The following is a 15,921-nucleotide window of genomic DNA, read 5'->3' on the forward strand; positions in this document are numbered from 1 at the left end:
CCTGAGCTGGCCGGCGAACTCTACAGTAACGATTTCCCGTTGGTGGATATCACCGTCATTGCCGATGACGAAATCATGAAGCACCGACGCATAGCCGTGCTTGAGCTGCTGCAAAAACATATTCGGCAGCGCGACCTGGCTGATTTTCTTGAGCAATTGGTCACATTATTGCTTGAAGGATACACCACTCAGGAACAACTGGTTTCTGTGATAAACTATATGTTGCAGGCGGGAGAATCCCACGACCCGACTGCTTTGTTGAATACTCTGGCATTACGCATGCCACAGCATGAGGAAGCTCTGATGACTATCGCTGAAAAACTGCGCCTTGAAGGCGAACAACGCGGAATTCAGAAAGGTATACAGCTGGGTGAACAGAGAGGTATACAGCTGGGTGAACAGAGAGGTATACAGCTGGGTGAACAGAGAGGTATACAGCTGGGTGAACAGAAAGGTATACAGCTGGGTGTACAGAAAGGTATGCAGCTGGGCGAACAAAAAGGCCGTAAAGAGGAAGCGATTAAGATTGCCCGCACTATGTTGGTTAGTGGTCTTGATCGCACGACCGTTATGAAAATGACCGGTCTTTCCGAAGACGAATTGGCGCAAATTCGCCACTAATTCTGGCACCAGTAAGAATTCCATTAAGGGCGTTGGCTATAGCAGCTAACGCTTTTTTATTGGAAAGGTTAATAAAGGAAAGAGCTGCATGATACCGTAAGCATCCGCCGGAACTCTGGCTGCCATATATTTCAATAAACTATAAGTATCAACGCCAAGACGCTCCGCCATCAGCTTTTCTTCTGCGCAAAATGTAATTCAAGAAGTTCGTATATATTGGGTAGAAGCGCAGACACAACTGTTTCTTTACAGTTTCGTTAATTGATCTTACCAATATTTTAAACGTCATACTTTATTCCTCTTAATAATATATGTGCATTAAACTGACACATTGGTGTAAATAGGAATTACAATAATTAAATTATTGCACTAGCTAATGGTTATGTTTAGCTGAAATAAATAGAATTATCCCGTCTATGAAATTGATTTCTCGACCTGTACCATATGTAATCTCTCTGTCACTATTTCACATGCGTCAAGTAATGAATAGAATAAGTTTTCTAATTCAGCTCGACTTCCAATAAGCAATTTTTGCTTTAACGTGTTCTCACATTCTTTTAGATTTTGCGTATATTTAATAATGTCAGTGAGAATTTCATTATCTCTGTAGTATTCCAAAACCTGCGTTTTCTTAGTTGGATAGAAACCACTTTTTAGGATTTGCAAAGGCCGTAAGCAGCCGTGATCAGTGAGTTTCATCATCAGTCCAAGCATATAATGTGCCCGATGTCCATATGTACCAGAAATCAGATAAGAACGAGCTATTTGCCTTATAGTAAATAGATTGTTGATAATGCCATATACATCACCTTTCAATGACGGTTTCATTTCTAAAGCAAGATTACCATAGACACGCTTAGTTCCATTGATGAGCGCATATGCTCTGAAACTAGGATATTGGTGAACATTAGATTCACTATATACGGAGATGGATAAATCCTTGAACCTGGATTGTGTTGAGCGGATTGCTTCAAGAATGACTGTATCGACTTCATCCACAATAGCGATAGAGTCTATATCTGAACCATTTCGCATATCACCTCGGGCAGCACTACCATGAAGATAAAAGGCTAATAATCTATCTCCAATAAACTGCTTTAAGAGAATAATCACTTGATCAATGAGAGGTTGTAATGAAAGAGAATCGTCGACTTTACCACGTGCTGGCACAATACGTGTCTCTGGGTACAGCCGCTGCAATAATGTCGAATAGTACTCCGCAATTCCACTTAACCGTGCCGCTGCATCACGAAAAACATTAATATTGGACAAAAGTTCTTCTTCAAACTTTTGCCAAGATGTATTGCAAGTGATCAACCAATCAAGGTCTTTTGTTGGTGCTTTCAAAACATACGCGCTATCTTTATGAATACAGGATAGCTCCGTTGATTCGAGCAGACGATATAGCCCCAATTCAGCATAACGCATTGCCCAGCCAAGCTGACGTACTCCCCAAACGTGAGTCTTTGGCGTCAAGTTTCTGAGGTAATAAAGACGCGCAATATGGGCAACGCTAAAGACTGCTTGTCTATATATATCAAGATTCTCTTTGATATCAGGGAGTCCCACATCACCGATTTTTTCCGACCGTAAGAGCCAAGGATTCTTAGTAAATTGCCACATACAATGAGGCGGATAATACGATAACTCACTAATAGTAAGATAATTTAGGGTAAACTCAAAAAACTCCGCCTGAAGATACCTTAGTGATGTAATGCAATCTGTGACTAAATTGTCAGCTACAATCACATAGAAATACCTCACACACCGAGAAGAATAATCAGGTTGGCGGAGATATGAATCAGTTTCCACAATACCAAGGAGATTATCTCCAAAAACTTCTAATGCGGACTGAATAAAATAGTCAGATCTTGCGTCCATATAAATTTACCCTAATAAGTAATCAAGTCTATAAATCATAAATCAAATTAAGCTATATGCTTTAGTAGGTCATAATCGTAACAACAGGGATCTCAATTAAAAACGGTTCATTAAGAATGATATGCTTGTTCTAAGACTTCCAGAAGTTCTTCTGGGTTCTTGAGTAAAGCAGATTTCATACCATTAGCATTCGCTAATAGATGAAATTGCTCCCCAAATAGTTGCTGATTATCTTCATAATCCTGGGAATATCAGTCGTTCCAAGCTTAATACTAATTGCTTTGCGCTCATCGAAAATCTCTTTAAGCTCTTTATGCTTTTGAGATAAACCTTAGTTCCTCACAGTAAAAACATTCCAGAAATAAGCCCCACAAAGATGGTTTTAGATCTTCTCCAAAGTCGTAACCGATTAAAATAAGAAGCTCAACATCGTCGAAAAGGTCTGATATAACTGACCGACGATACATTCCATCAAGATATTTATTCAATCTACGGATAAATTAATAAAGAAATCAATTAATAATGACAATTGTCTTTAAGAATTGTCATTCAGACATAAAAATATTTGGTGCACAAGGCGTATATCAGCGCAAGCACACCCAACAAACCCTCAGCAAATCAACCGGTTGAAAGTTATAATCCCGGCGCCTTCCACAATGAAGTTGTCAAACCATGATCGACCAATGTTAATTGATCGGCATATATCGCCTGCCAGTCCTGTTTAGCCTTTTGATACACTTCATAATGTTCAGGATTTGGCTGATATTCATGTTGCCAACGCACCAGCTTTCCCCCTGTAGCCGCCATTGCATCGTAAAGCCCTACCCCCACTCCGGCAGCAATTGCACACCCTAAAGCAGTAGATTCTTTAACCATCGGCACCCGAACCGGCAACCCTGTCACATCAGATAGAATCTGGCTCCATAATTTTCCTTTTGAACCCCCACCAGCGAATACCAGTGAATCCGGTTTTACTGCCGAAAAGGCAGCAATTAGATCCAGATTACAGGCCGAGACAATTGCTGCGTTCTCTTCCAACGCACGGAATAGGGTCGCTTTATTACATTTCTCAGGATCAATGGAAAGGTTAATAAAGGAAGGTGCAGCGTGATACCAGGCTTTAAACCGCATCACATCAGAGAAAATTGGCATGATACCGTAAGCGCCTGCCGGCACTCTGGCCGCCATATCTTCCATTAAGCTATAAGTATCAACGCCAAGACGCTCCGCCAACAGCTTTTCTTCCGCGCAAAATGCATCCCTAAACCAACGCATGGTTAAGCCAGTAAAGAAACTAATGGACTCCGCCTGAACCATACCAGGAATAACGTGAGGATTTATCCGTGTATTCATATTTGGGTCAGTGACCGGTTCCGGCAAATTGACAACCTGCTGCCAAAATGTGCCACCGATAACGGCGGTCTGAGCAGGCTTAACAACACCTAAACCAAGACAACCAAGTTGTACGTCACCACCGCCCATAATGACCGGTGTGCCAACATTCAGTCCACATTGCGTAGCGGCTTTCTCCGTGACGTAGCCTAACAAAGTGCCAGTCTCTTTTACCGGCGAAAGAATATCAGAACGCAATCCCGCCATTTCAAGCAAATCGGGACGCCAATCACGGCTCACCAGATCCAGCATACCTGTCGTACCGGCATTGGAGGGATCGACAGCCAACTCACCACTGAGCATATTTGCCAGCCAGTCGCTGATCATGGTCAAGGCCGCCGCCTGACGATAAATATCCGGGCGATGATGAGCCAACCATAACAGGCGAGGCATCGCACCTAACGCTAATGTTTGCCCTGAACACTGATAAACATTATATTCAAAAGTGTTGTCATACAGCGCTTTCAATTCACTCACTTCATGGCTAGCGCGCGCGTCCACATTAGCACAAGCCCAGATCGGCTCACCATTGCGGTTATAAAGCACAACGCCTTCCCGCATGGAACAGGATGCCACCCCCTGAATAGCACTGGCGGGCAATTGCGCAGTTTTCAGCGCCTGACGAATACATTGGCATGCAAGTTGCCAGTTCGTCGCTAAATCAAACTCCATTGAACCCGGTACATCAGGTACAGGCTGATGTATCCATTCAGCCTGCCCTGCGGCGATCTGATTCCCTTCAAGATCAAATATCACTGCACGAACACTCCCTGTCCCTGCATCAAGCGCCATCAGATATTTTCCCGATGGATTAGCACTACGGCGTTGATTCATGATGCTATCCTCCGTTTAATTATTTTTTGAACTTATAGCTTTACCTCAAATTTTTTCTGCTTATTTCACGGATAGAGTCAATACAGGTTCAGCGCAGCAAATTCAACATTGCTTTAGCAGTCTGCTCTTCAGTCACCAATCCATTGATATATTGACCATTCAGCGCAGCAATAATGGCTTCGGCTTTCTCTTCCCCTCCCGCAACGCCAATAACGGTTGGGATGGTTTTTAGTTCCGACATGGAGATACCAATTAGTTCCTGATGAATCTGCATATCCTCCACCAGTTCACCATCAGCACGCATAAAATAGCCAAGAATATCGCCCACAGCGCCTTTCCGACCAAACATTAGCTGTTCGCCACCACTGATATAACCAGAACGCATAATTGTCGCCTGCTGTTTCTGATTCACTGCGCCAATACCAACGATAGCAATATCAGCCGCACAAGCCGCCAGCAAAACATCACGGACACTACTCTCCTGACGAAATGTTTCAGCAACCTGAGCAGTGGAAGCACGTAATGGGGTGGGGATAATACTGATTGAACAAGCTGCATCCAGTTGACCGATCCCAGTCATATAAGGACCGACACCACCGGATAATGTGACTAACCTAATTTGCTGTGATGAGATGAAACCGCTTAAATGTTGCAATGTGCACATGGTGGTTTCACCAAATCCTACAGCCAATAATTGCTGCGGTTCAATCAACGCCATCAGCAAATGTGCCGCGCCGATCCCCAATCTGGCATTAAGATTCATATTCGCCAGCGCAGGTAAAACGCGTACTTGTTTCAAAGAGAAATGTTTTTGCAGAGTATCTTCCAACTCCAGACACCCCTCATAACGAGAGTTAATTTGTACCCGAATGACGCCTGATTGCCGCCCCTTCTCCAGTAATCTGGAAACTTTTAACCGGCTCAAACCAAGCAAATCGCCGATGTCGCCTTGTGTCAGGCCATCGTGATAATAAAACCATGCAATACGCGCAAGTAGCTCTTCTTCACTCATGCTATTACCCGGATAGGTGTCCTCAGACGATACATTTTTCTCTTTAACTGATTTTTCTTTCACTGATTTTGTCGACATAACCACTTTCTTTTATCCGCACTCAACAGATAACCATTAAAACGTATAACACGCCAGAGTCTTACCGCAAAAATTTGAACACAATTCAATGAATACATAAATTTTTCACAAAATGTGATCTAAACATTGCCAATATCACAATTTAACAGCTACCATGTTGAACAATTGTTTTTTAAATATATAAATGTTCATTTTTGTTTGCCCCCGCACCTGTATGTAAGAGGATGCCGCGATGTTACATAACAACACCGCAGTACCACCACTATTAGAAGTCAGTGGCATCAGTAAGCAATTTTCCGGCGTAATGGTACTGAAACATATTGATTTTACTCTGCTTCCAGGGCAGATACATGCTCTGTTAGGAGGTAATGGCGCGGGCAAATCAACACTTATGAAGATTATTGCCGGTATCGAACAGCCGGATAAAGGCATTCTCAAGATTGACAGTAATCATGTTAGCCATCTTAATCCCACCAAGGCTCATCAACTTGGTATTTATCTGATACCACAAGAACCATTGTTATTTCCGAATTTGTCTGTACAGGAAAACATCCTGTTTCGTTTGCCAAAGCATCAGGTAGATAAGGCTAAAATGAAGCAGCTACTAGCATTACTTGGCTGTCAATTAGATCTACATGTCAGTGCTAGCAGCCTTAATGTTGCCGATCAGCAACTGGTCGAAATTATGCGCGGCCTGATGCGTAATTCAAAAATATTAATCCTTGATGAACCCACCGCCTCCCTGACGCCCGCAGAAACCGAACGCCTATTTACCCAGCTCCGCGAGTTACAACAGCAAGGTGTCGGCATCATTTTTATTTCTCACAAAATCCCTGAAATATACCAATTAGCGGGTCAGGTCAGTGTCATGCGTGACGGCAGTATTGCTTTAAGTGGCGAAATCTGCGATTACACAACCGATGATATTATTCAAGCTATTACACCGGTCGCAAAAAATCAGCCATTAAACAACACCCAAAAATTGAGCCTGGATCTCAGCAATAATCAGCACCAAACAGCATCAGATCAACCAATACTGACAGTCACAAAACTGAGCGGCGAGGGTTTCAGCAATATCACATTCTCAGTGAAACCTGGTGAAATTCTTGGCTTGGCCGGGGTTGTTGGCGCGGGCCGCACAGAATTGGCTGAAACACTTTATGGCCTGCGCCCTGCGATATCCGGCGAAATTAAGTTAAAACAACACGCTGTTAATGGGCTGAAAACTGCTCAACGTCTGGCTCAGGGCTTAGTTTATTTGCCGGAAGATAGACAATCATCAGGGTTATTTCTGGATTCATCACTCGGCTGGAATATCTGCTCATTAACCCACAATCGCAATACATTCTGGATACGTCCCGCCTATGACACAGCAGTACTTGAGCGCTATTGCCAAACCCTAAATATTAAATTCAGCCATATCAACCAACCGATCAAAACGCTGTCCGGCGGTAATCAACAAAAAATTCTGATTGCTAAATGTCTGGAAGCTCACCCCTCCGTTCTCATTATTGATGAACCTACACGTGGCGTGGATGTCGCGGCACGCAATGATATTTACCAATTGATTCGTCATATCGCCCAACAACAAGTAGCCATTATTCTTATTTCATCGGATTTAGATGAGGTAGTTCGCATGGCTGATCGGGTATTAGTCATGCATCAGGGAGAGATCAACGGCGAATTAACTAAGCAACAGATGGATGTTGACACCATTATGCATATCGCCTTCGGCGAACATAAACCACAACAGGCGGCATCATGTTGAAACTTATCCAGAATAACCGCGAAATTACCGCATTGATTGCCATTCTCTGTCTATTCGGTTTACTCAGTATCATCGACCACCAATATTTTAACTTACAAACTATCACTCTGGTTTTCAGCAGTGCGCAGATCCTTATCTTGCTTGCCATAGGGGCAACGCTGGTCATGCTGACTCGCAATATTGATGTTTCTGTCGGCTCCATTGTCGGCTTATGCGCAGTCATTATGGGAATGTCATTGAATGCCGGCTTTAGCCTGCCCGTTTCCTGCCTGTTGACTCTTCTGCTCGGTATGTGTGCCGGGTTCATCAATGGCGCACTGGTCACCTGGCTGAAAATTCCCGCGATTGTTACTACCCTCGGCACGTTGGGGCTTTACCGTGGACTGATGTTATTGCTTACTGACGGCAAATGGATTGAAGGCTTACCGGACGAATTAAAGCGCCTTTCCGCACCGTTGTGGCTCAATATCTCACCTATCGGCTGGCTGTTAATGATCCTGATATTAGCAATGGCGTGGATACTGGCAAAAACCACATTTGGCCGAAGCTTTTACGCCACAGGAGATAACCTGCAAGGCGCTCGTCAACTGGGCGTCCGTACAGATAGCATCCAAATTATCGCCTTCTCCGTGAATGGCGTTATGGCCGCGCTGGCCGGGATTGTTTTTGCTTCCCAAATTGGTTTTATCCCAAATCAGACCGGCAGTGGACTGGAAATGAGAGCTATCGCAGCTTGCGTGCTAGGCGGTATCAGTCTGCTTGGCGGCACTGGCACCGTGATCGGCGCTATTTTAGGCGCATTTTTCCTAACGCAGATAAACAGCGGATTAGTACTACTAAAACTCCCTGCCTGGTGGAACGATTTTATTGCCGGATTTGTTCTGCTAGCGGTATTGATTTTTGATGGGCGCCTTCGGTGTGCAATCGAAAAAAATATCCGCCAACAAAAATATGCCCGTTTCCTCAAAAATGACAAAAGTAATCAGGTGACATAATGAATATCGGTCAACGTTATGGCTGGGAATTCGCCTTAGCCGCATTACTGATTATTGAAATTTTGCTGTTTGGCATAGCAAATTCGCGCATGCTGGATATCAATATATTGTTGCTCAGTACCAGTGATTTCATCTGTATCGGGATTGTAGCCTTGCCATTGACGATGGTTATTGTAAGTGGGGGTATCGATATTTCATTCGGCTCAACCATTGGTCTGTGCGCAATATCGCTCGGAGTAATGAATCAGGCCGGTATGCCAATGGTTGCCGCTATTCCTTTGACGCTGCTAGTCGGTGCAATATGTGGAGTAATCAATGCAGCCCTCATTTTATATACCGGCATTAACCCATTGGTTATCACACTCGGTACCCTATATCTGTTCGGCGGCAGCGCCCTGCTGCTTTCCGGTATCTCCGGCGCAACCGGTTATGAAGGGATTGGCGGCTTTCCACAGGCATTGACTGATTTTGCTAATTTGACTTTGTTCGGTCTGCCTATGCCATTAATGCTATTTCTACTCTGCGTCCTTATTTGCTGGCTGTTCATGCATCGTACACACAGTGGACGCAACATTTTTCTGATTGGACAAAGCAGTAAAGTTGCCCGTTATGCTGCAATTCCCATTGCCCGAACACTGTATCTTCTCTATACCCTGACCGGCATAGCTTCTGCTATCGCCGCCATTGTATTAGTTTCCTATTTTGGATCAGCGCGCTCTGACCTTGGCGCGTCATTTCTAATGCCGGCAATCACCGCGGTAGTATTGGGCGGAGCCAATATTTACGGTGGTTCAGGTTCAATCATCGGCACCGCGCTGGCTATATTGTTAATTGGTTATTTACAACAGGGGTTACAGATGGCTGGCGTTCCCAATCAGGTCGCCAGCGCCCTCGCCGGCGCCCTGTTGATTATTGCCGTGGTAGGACGTTCCATCAGCCTGCACCACCACCAAATCCGTGACTGGATACAGCGATGGCGAAATCAGAGATTGTCTTCATAAACCCACAGATTGAATTTTATGACATTACAGTCCTCTGAAACCCAACAAATGGAGAGAGTAATGAAAACATTAATCCTGAAAAAACTGGCTCTAATTAGCCTACTAAGCTTGGCTTGCGCCTCTTGGGTACACGCCGCCGAAAGAATCGCTTTTATCCCTAAACTGGTCGGTGTCGGCTTTTTTACCAGTGGCGGCCAAGGCGCAGTAGCCGCCGGGAAAGCCTTAGGCGTCAATGTTACCTATGATGGGCCAACAGAACCCAGTGTTGCCGGGCAAGTTCAGCTTATCAACAACTTCGTAAACCAAGGCTATAATGCGATTGTGGTCTCTGCGGTTTCACCGGATGGCCTATGTCCTGCGTTGAAACGGGCCATGAAACGAGGAGTGAAAATTCTAACCTGGGATTCAGACACTTCGCCGGAATGCCGTTCAATTTATATTAACCAAGGCACGCCAAACCAACTGGGCGGAATGCTGGTGGATATGGCCGCCAATCAGGTGCAAAAAAAACAAGCCAAAGTCGCGTTTTTCTACTCCAGCCCAACGGTAACTGACCAAAACCAATGGGTAAAAGAAGCCAAAGAGAAAATTGCCGCGGAACATCCCGGTTGGGAGATTGTCACTACTCAGTTTGGTTATAACGATGCAACCAAATCCTTACAAACCGCAGAAGGGATCTTAAAAGCCTGGAGTGACCTGGACGCGATTATCGCCCCGGATGCCAACGCTCTGCCAGCCGCAGCGCAAGCGGCAGAAAATCTGAAACGACAAAATGTTGCAATCGTGGGTTTCAGTACTCCCAATGTCATGCGTCCTTATGTTGAACGCGGAACCGTCAAACAATTCGGGCTCTGGGATGTCGTCAACCAAGGCAAGATATCAATTTATGTCGCCAATGAATTACTCAAAAAAGGTGATTTAAATGTCGGCGATAGACTAGATATTCCCGATATTGGCACTGTTGAAGTTGTACCAAACCGCGTTCAGGGTTACCGCTATGAAGCCAAAGGCAACGGTATTGTTGTTCTGCCTGAACGGGTCATTTTCACCAAAGACAATATCAATCAATACAATTTCTAATACTACGGCCCAGCAATTCTGCCACGCATGGTTGCTGGCCCAATGTAAGTGAGTTAGGAGAAGAAAAATGGCAGATTTAGATGATATTAAAGACGGTAAAGATTTTGGTATTGATATCCCGCAGAAGAACAGCCTGTTCGAACTGAAAGGCTGCGGCGCACTGGATTGGGGAATGCAATCACGACTTTCACGCATTTTTAATCCCAAAACCAATCGAACGGTTATGTTGGCTTTCGACCACGGTTATTTTCAGGGACCAACAACCGGACTTGAACGCATTGATATCAATATTGCTCCGCTGTTTCCCCATACCGATGTCTTGATGTGTACTCGTGGTATTTTGCGCAGTCAGGTCCCGCCGGCAACCAACAAACCCGTGGTCTTGCGTGCTTCCGGCGCCAACTCGATTCTGACGGAATTGTCCAATGAGGCGGTCGCGGTTGCTATGGAAGATGCTTTACGCCTGAATGTCTGTGCAGTAGCCGCTCAGGTCTATATCGGATCTGAATATGAGCATCAGTCAATTAAGAATATTATCAAATTAGTCGATCAGGGAATGCGTTACGGTATGCCAACGATGGCAGTCACCGGCGTTGGGAAAGATATGGTTCGGGATCAACGTTATTTTTCTCTGGCGACGCGCATTGCGGCCGAAATGGGTGCGCAAATCATTAAAACTTACTATGTCGATACAGGCTTTGAGCGTATTGCCAGCGGATGTCCAGTTCCTATTGTCATTGCCGGTGGTAAAAAGCTACCAGAAAAAGAGGCGCTGGAAATGTGTTATCAGGCAATTGATCAAGGGGCTGCCGGTGTTGATATGGGACGTAATATTTTCCAATCCGAAGCACCAGTTGCCATGTTAAAAGCGGTCCAAGCCGTCGTACACCAGAATGAGAATGCCAGCAAAGCTTACGAGTTATTTTTAAGTGAAAAACAATAAGGAGAAATTAAGATGCACGTAACTCTGGTTGAAATTAATGTGAAGCAAGACAAATTAGACGAATTTATTGAAATTTTTCGCCTTAATCATCTGGGATCAATTAAAGAAGAAGGCAATTTACGTTTTGATGTATTACGGGATGAAAATATCCCTACCCGCTTTTATATTTATGAAGCCTATGTTGATGAAAAAGCGGCTTACGCACACAAGCAAACCCCTCATTATCTGCAATGTGTTGAAAAACTTGAATTTCTGATGTCTGAACCAAGGAAAAAGAGATCGTTTATTGGTGTGATGCCAGAAATAAAATAAATAAAACGCTTCAATATAACATCGTTTAAATAATTAAATTACCCGGGACAGAATACCCTGCCCGGGATTTTGTTTTTGTAATTCTTGGCCTTTTCTCTTAACCATACCCTCCCACTTCCAATTCTCCCCTAGCGGCAATAAGTACTTGCTCTGGTATTTTTACCAAGACGTCTTTGGAGTTTTTATTACCTAACCAACTATTATTCGAACCAAACCAAGTAGCCAATCCCCAAGAGGTTTTTTTATCACCAAATAACGTGATTATTTTCTTAACAATATCAAGCGATTTAAAATCCTCATTTAAAGCATATTGAGGAAAGTAGTTTTTACCATCAATCGTAATTGCAAAAATCTTATTACTATTTTTCCATCTATTTGGTCCTGCGCTCTTATTGCTGGATTTAAACCCATATCCATCTGAAACAGCCACTGAAGTTAACCAGATTGAATCTGATAGAGGATTGACTCCTTTAAAGCCTTTCGACGCACTAAAAAGCAAGCATCACGATCTTGCCTATGTTCAGATGATAGTTCCCTAGAATTATCTGTTCCGATTTCCATTTATTTCTTCACCTTAGCGAACGAATGCATTCTGGTTATCATAATATTGATATACCTTCTCATAACAGCATATGAATATATTCAATATTTGGGAATTTAGCTATTCAACTAAAACAGAGAACGAAATTAATCAATTCTTCTATTAAAAACCACTTTATCAAAATCATTATTGCGTGTCAGCCACAAAGAAAGTGCTTTCAGAGAATTACGGCCATTCTTCGTAGTCTCCAATGGAGCCATGTTTGAATTTCGTTACCATCTTAGTAACAACCTGATTCATATCCAAATCTTCACCAGTAAAATTAGCTGGAATGTTTTTTAACTCAGTTGTCCCTCGCTGAGCAAACTCAACAAAATTAATAATCTCTTCATACATATGTGCAGGCACAGCATAGAACTGAATCTGATTGTTTGATGAGACAGCAATAGCATCCCCTTGGGCTTCCGCCAAAGCCGCGCTAGGATTGGATTTGAACTTGCTTATGGGTATGGTGTAACCACACATAACCTTCTGTAACATATAAACACCTCCATTTAACATAGTCACATATAGTTCTAAATTTAGATCCAAATTATAGCTCTATATTTGGAGGCCACCAACATTTTGTAGGCTGTAGACAACAAGTTATCGTCTACTCTAAATATGCTCACATATTGATTAAACATCCGCCTAGGGTGCGATTATTGGCCCAGATGAATTACCATAAGGCAGACATATATTGCCGTTTGCAAAATGAATTTATTGGCCTACAGAACGATTACAGCAAACTTTATCTTCCAAGAATAACGCTGCGTTCTTCCTGTCTATTAATAAAATCAACAAACAATAATTCCCAACAGAATCTCTCAAAATCAAAATCTGCATTGTTGAATGTCGTGTTAATAATACCGATATCACCAATAAACAATTGCTTTAAAACCAATCAAAAAGGTTGACTTTTGATCAGATTTCGCTATTTTGAGGGATAGAAAGAGCTTTGATTAGCATTCTCTTCTTTGATACTAACTTGGAGTATTTCAAATATGCTCTCCAAACAGGCAAACATACTTGTGTTTTATCTTCTTGGTAGCACGGAGAAAGTTAGAAGCAAAAGAGATGAGTCTGACAACCAAACTACTTTCTTATCTGCATAATTTATACAAATGACATAGGAGTAAATATATTTTGGCTGACTTAATCTATCTGACAATAAAAGGGAAAAATCAGGGACTAATTTCTGCGGGCTGTTCATCAATTGACTCGATTGGTAATAAATACCAAGTTAACCATCAAGATGAGATCTTGGTTTACAGTTTAAGCCACTCAATGTTACGTAAGAAAAACATTAAACATCAACCGGTGATAATTACAAAACCCGTTGATAAATCAACGCCTTTATTAGGTGTTGCGATTTCTAACAATGAATTAATGGATTGTTTTATTGACCATTATCGGACAAGTTTGAATGGAGGATTAGAATTATACTTTAATTTAAAGCTAATCGGAGCTCAAATATTGGAGTATAGTGTACTCCATCCAAATTCTTTAGAACATAATAACCAACAACCACAAGAAACGTTATCGTTAATATATAAGAGTATAACATGGAACCATGTTATAGCAGGGACTGGTGGTTATAGTATATGGGAAGATACGGTATATTAACACCCAATAAAATATCACCTCCCAAATGGGAGGTATTTAAGGTTTGCCCATAGTAAGAAGACAAGAATATGCAATTGCAAAAAACAAAGCACCAAACCGGATTGAGCTATAATCATAAATACTAAAGTAATGTGGAAATATATATACCAGTACACCACCATTTACAGCAATATTATGCTGTACAGTATTAACAACCACAAAAATAACAGTGAAAAGTACCGCTCTAATATAACCCTTTACATATCCCCTCAGCTTAAACAGTACAATAAGCACGGAAATAGACATTGCGTAATAAATAATTACAAAAAAGATATTATAATTGGATAACGTCATACTATCACTCATCTTTTTCACCATTATTTCTGCTTTTCTTTTCCTCACTATAGGGTTTATCCATAATAAGAAGACAAGGATATACAAATACAAAAACCCAAGCACCATACTTAATTGAATCATAATCGTAAATACTAAAATAATGTGGTAATATATATACCAGCACACCACCATTTACACAAATACTATATTGAACAGTACTAACAACCACAATAATAACAGTGAAAAACACCTCTCGAATATAGCCCCTTACATATCCCCTCAGCTTAAACAATACAATAAGCACGAAAATAGATATTGCGTAATAAATAATTACAAAAAAGACGTTGTAATAGGATAACGTCACATCATCGTTCATTTTTCTCACCTTCATCTTTAGAAATCGAATAAATACTGAATCCAGTCACACTATCACCAATAAGTTCAGCAATCAAAGGTACTTTTCCCATCTCTTGCCATCCTCTGATGTAATCAGTTTTTATATACCTAAATAAACGAAAAGTTCCGGGCTTCACAACAGATCTTGCCATTCCGTATCCAGACAACCCCAGATCTACGTAGCCGTAAATTTTATCACCATCAGCCTCACTATAACCCAGTGTTTTAGCTGCATCACGATAAACATCTCTTACCGGACCAGAAGCCTCTTTTCTTAATAACAGGTAATACCCATTCTCATAAACATTATTTCCTCCTTGCACCAACAATGGAACACCAAAACCCGCACACGCTGCACCAAGAGAAGCTACACATATGCCAATACCTGCAAAGATTTGAGAGCCACCACTCACAAAACCAACTTGTTTCAAAATTAAATTGGTTGTTTCATCCTCTTTTTCTTTTTTTTCTTTTTGAACAATCATATATAGCTTGCTATCATTTATTAACAGGTCAAGCTCCTGTCTCCTCAGATTATCTATTTCATCTTGCAGGATTGCAATACCACCATCAACAGATAAGCAATTTGTACCTATCTCATAATTAACCGTTCTGATTAGTTCATTTATTTCGAAAATGAAACGACTGCTGCTTCTAACATCAGAAAGATATCTAAAATTAAGCCTGGATGATATCTCATGTAGTTCTTTAATTTTGAGCTCTAAATTATGCCAACTTTGTCTTGATGAACACACCATGTTAAACCTCTAAACTCGTTAATTTTGACTCATACGATCCTCAAACAATGCGATAACCATTCCATGATCCTGTCCAAAAGAACGCTGTAAGCCCTGAACCTTAGAATACTGATTATAAATTCCAATGGATGGCCGTTATATAAAAAGGCTGCCATCCATTGCTGAATCAGATAGCTATGATTTAGTCCCACATAATCCTAATTCCTAACAACATTCAGCTTAACTCAAACCCAATTTATCATTGATTTAAGACGAAATAGCCCCATTGATTGGCTCCCTCATAACCAAATAACAACAGCTATTAAGGCACTCCAATATCGAGAAATGCT

General features: G+C 42.0%; 17 protein-coding genes. 8 read left to right on the forward strand and 9 right to left on the reverse strand.

The window, feature by feature from the left end; genetic code table 11:
- A partial coding sequence (locus OO184_RS06920; RefSeq protein WP_265378541.1) for an Rpn family recombination-promoting nuclease/putative transposase occupies positions 1–621 on the forward strand: 621 nt, incomplete at its 5' end.
- Positions 622–666: 45 nt separating this feature from the next.
- Here the strand turns inward: OO184_RS06920 and OO184_RS06925 are convergent.
- The 4 genes from OO184_RS06925 to lsrR form a co-directional block, all read right to left on the reverse strand.
- Entirely contained in the window at positions 667–792 is a 126-nt protein-coding gene (locus tag OO184_RS06925; protein ID WP_265378542.1) for a hypothetical protein, read from the reverse strand.
- A 243-nt stretch (positions 793–1,035) separates the two neighbouring features.
- A complete protein-coding gene (locus OO184_RS06930) occupies positions 1,036–2,502 on the reverse strand; it encodes a nucleotidyltransferase domain-containing protein (RefSeq protein ID WP_265378543.1) in 1,467 nt (488 codons plus the stop codon).
- Positions 2,503–3,135: 633 nt separating this feature from the next.
- On the reverse strand, positions 3,136–4,728 hold the full coding sequence (gene lsrK / locus OO184_RS06935; protein ID WP_265378544.1) for an autoinducer-2 kinase: 1,593 nt from the start codon (positions 4,726–4,728) through the stop codon (positions 3,136–3,138).
- An 88-nt stretch (positions 4,729–4,816) separates the two neighbouring features.
- Positions 4,817–5,818: a transcriptional regulator LsrR gene (lsrR, locus tag OO184_RS06940; protein WP_265378545.1), complete on the reverse strand. Its 1,002-nt coding sequence runs from the start codon at positions 5,816–5,818 to the stop codon at positions 4,817–4,819.
- Between the two features lie 232 nt (positions 5,819–6,050).
- Between lsrR and lsrA the strand changes: the two genes are divergently transcribed.
- The 6 genes from lsrA (at position 6,051) to lsrG (ending at position 11,917) form a co-directional block, all read left to right on the forward strand.
- Positions 6,051–7,586, forward strand: coding sequence for an autoinducer 2 ABC transporter ATP-binding protein LsrA (gene lsrA, locus OO184_RS06945; protein ID WP_265378546.1), 1,536 nt, complete (start codon positions 6,051–6,053; stop codon positions 7,584–7,586).
- Positions 7,580–8,581: an autoinducer 2 ABC transporter permease LsrC gene (gene lsrC, locus OO184_RS06950; RefSeq protein ID WP_265378547.1), complete on the forward strand. Its 1,002-nt coding sequence runs from the start codon at positions 7,580–7,582 to the stop codon at positions 8,579–8,581. The genes lsrA and lsrC overlap by 7 nt, the downstream gene beginning before the upstream one ends.
- Positions 8,578–9,582 (forward strand): autoinducer 2 ABC transporter permease LsrD, encoded by a 1,005-nt coding sequence (gene lsrD, locus OO184_RS06955; RefSeq protein ID WP_312023689.1) that lies wholly within the window; start codon positions 8,578–8,580, stop codon positions 9,580–9,582. Before lsrC ends, lsrD begins: the two co-directional genes overlap by 4 nt.
- A gap of 60 nt (positions 9,583–9,642) precedes the next feature.
- The gene (lsrB, locus tag OO184_RS06960; protein ID WP_265378549.1) at positions 9,643–10,662 is read left to right on the forward strand and encodes an autoinducer 2 ABC transporter substrate-binding protein LsrB; all 1,020 of its coding nucleotides are present in this window, start codon (positions 9,643–9,645) and stop codon (positions 10,660–10,662) included.
- A gap of 67 nt (positions 10,663–10,729) precedes the next feature.
- Positions 10,730–11,605 (forward strand): 3-hydroxy-5-phosphonooxypentane-2,4-dione thiolase, encoded by an 876-nt coding sequence (gene lsrF / locus OO184_RS06965; protein ID WP_011147358.1) that lies wholly within the window; start codon positions 10,730–10,732, stop codon positions 11,603–11,605.
- Positions 11,606–11,617: 12 nt separating this feature from the next.
- On the forward strand, positions 11,618–11,917 hold the full coding sequence (gene lsrG, locus OO184_RS06970; protein WP_265378550.1) for a (4S)-4-hydroxy-5-phosphonooxypentane-2,3-dione isomerase: 300 nt from the start codon (positions 11,618–11,620) through the stop codon (positions 11,915–11,917).
- Between the two features lie 97 nt (positions 11,918–12,014).
- Here the strand turns inward: lsrG and OO184_RS06975 are convergent, their stop codons facing one another.
- Both OO184_RS06975 and OO184_RS06980 read right to left on the reverse strand, forming a co-directional pair.
- The gene (locus tag OO184_RS06975; protein ID WP_265378551.1) at positions 12,015–12,347 is read right to left on the reverse strand and encodes a hypothetical protein; all 333 of its coding nucleotides are present in this window, start codon (positions 12,345–12,347) and stop codon (positions 12,015–12,017) included.
- Positions 12,348–12,683: 336 nt separating this feature from the next.
- A complete protein-coding gene (locus OO184_RS06980) occupies positions 12,684–12,998 on the reverse strand; it encodes an antitoxin of toxin-antitoxin stability system (protein WP_265378552.1) in 315 nt (104 codons plus the stop codon).
- Positions 12,999–13,643: 645 nt separating this feature from the next.
- On the opposite strand from OO184_RS06980, the gene OO184_RS06985 reads away from it, so the two are divergent.
- Positions 13,644–14,123: an Hcp family type VI secretion system effector gene (locus tag OO184_RS06985; RefSeq protein WP_265378553.1), complete on the forward strand. Its 480-nt coding sequence runs from the start codon at positions 13,644–13,646 to the stop codon at positions 14,121–14,123.
- Positions 14,124–14,159: 36 nt separating this feature from the next.
- Here the strand turns inward: OO184_RS06985 and OO184_RS06990 are convergent, their stop codons facing one another.
- From OO184_RS06990 to OO184_RS07000, 3 genes are read right to left on the reverse strand one after another with little or no spacing between them, the layout of a single operon-like run.
- Positions 14,160–14,468 (reverse strand): hypothetical protein, encoded by a 309-nt coding sequence (locus OO184_RS06990; RefSeq protein ID WP_265378554.1) that lies wholly within the window; start codon positions 14,466–14,468, stop codon positions 14,160–14,162.
- The gene (locus OO184_RS06995; RefSeq protein ID WP_265378555.1) at positions 14,461–14,814 is read right to left on the reverse strand and encodes a hypothetical protein; all 354 of its coding nucleotides are present in this window, start codon (positions 14,812–14,814) and stop codon (positions 14,461–14,463) included. The genes OO184_RS06990 and OO184_RS06995 overlap by 8 nt, the downstream gene beginning before the upstream one ends.
- Entirely contained in the window at positions 14,804–15,592 is a 789-nt protein-coding gene (locus tag OO184_RS07000) for a DUF4225 domain-containing protein (RefSeq protein ID WP_265378556.1), read from the reverse strand. Before OO184_RS07000 ends, OO184_RS06995 begins: the two co-directional genes overlap by 11 nt.
- Between the last annotated feature and the right edge of the window lie 329 nt (positions 15,593–15,921).

Origin of the sequence: Photorhabdus aballayi (assembly GCF_026153155.1) — a bacterium.
GTDB lineage: Bacteria > Pseudomonadota > Gammaproteobacteria > Enterobacterales > Enterobacteriaceae > Photorhabdus > Photorhabdus luminescens.

Bases quoted from the DNA above. Each gene is read 5' to 3' on its own strand.
- OO184_RS06925 (WP_265378542.1), bottom strand. From the start codon at position 792: ATGGCGGAGCGTCTTGGCGTTGATACTTATAGTTTATTGAAATATATG.
- OO184_RS06930 (WP_265378543.1), bottom strand. From the start codon at position 2,502: ATGGACGCAAGATCTGACTATTTTATTCAGTCCGCATTAGAAGTTTTT.
- lsrK (WP_265378544.1), bottom strand. From the start codon at position 4,728: ATGAATCAACGCCGTAGTGCTAATCCATCGGGAAAATATCTGATGGCG.
- lsrR (WP_265378545.1), bottom strand. From the start codon at position 5,818: ATGTCGACAAAATCAGTGAAAGAAAAATCAGTTAAAGAGAAAAATGTA.
- lsrA (WP_265378546.1), top strand. From the start codon at position 6,051: ATGTTACATAACAACACCGCAGTACCACCACTATTAGAAGTCAGTGGC.
- lsrC (WP_265378547.1), top strand. From the start codon at position 7,580: ATGTTGAAACTTATCCAGAATAACCGCGAAATTACCGCATTGATTGCC.
- lsrB (WP_265378549.1), top strand. From the start codon at position 9,643: ATGAAAACATTAATCCTGAAAAAACTGGCTCTAATTAGCCTACTAAGC.
- lsrF (WP_011147358.1), top strand. From the start codon at position 10,730: ATGGCAGATTTAGATGATATTAAAGACGGTAAAGATTTTGGTATTGAT.
- lsrG (WP_265378550.1), top strand. From the start codon at position 11,618: ATGCACGTAACTCTGGTTGAAATTAATGTGAAGCAAGACAAATTAGAC.
- OO184_RS06980 (WP_265378552.1), bottom strand. From the start codon at position 12,998: ATGTTACAGAAGGTTATGTGTGGTTACACCATACCCATAAGCAAGTTC.
- OO184_RS06990 (WP_265378554.1), bottom strand. From the start codon at position 14,468: ATGAGTGATAGTATGACGTTATCCAATTATAATATCTTTTTTGTAATT.
- OO184_RS06995 (WP_265378555.1), bottom strand. From the start codon at position 14,814: ATGAACGATGATGTGACGTTATCCTATTACAACGTCTTTTTTGTAATT.
- OO184_RS07000 (WP_265378556.1), bottom strand. From the start codon at position 15,592: ATGGTGTGTTCATCAAGACAAAGTTGGCATAATTTAGAGCTCAAAATT.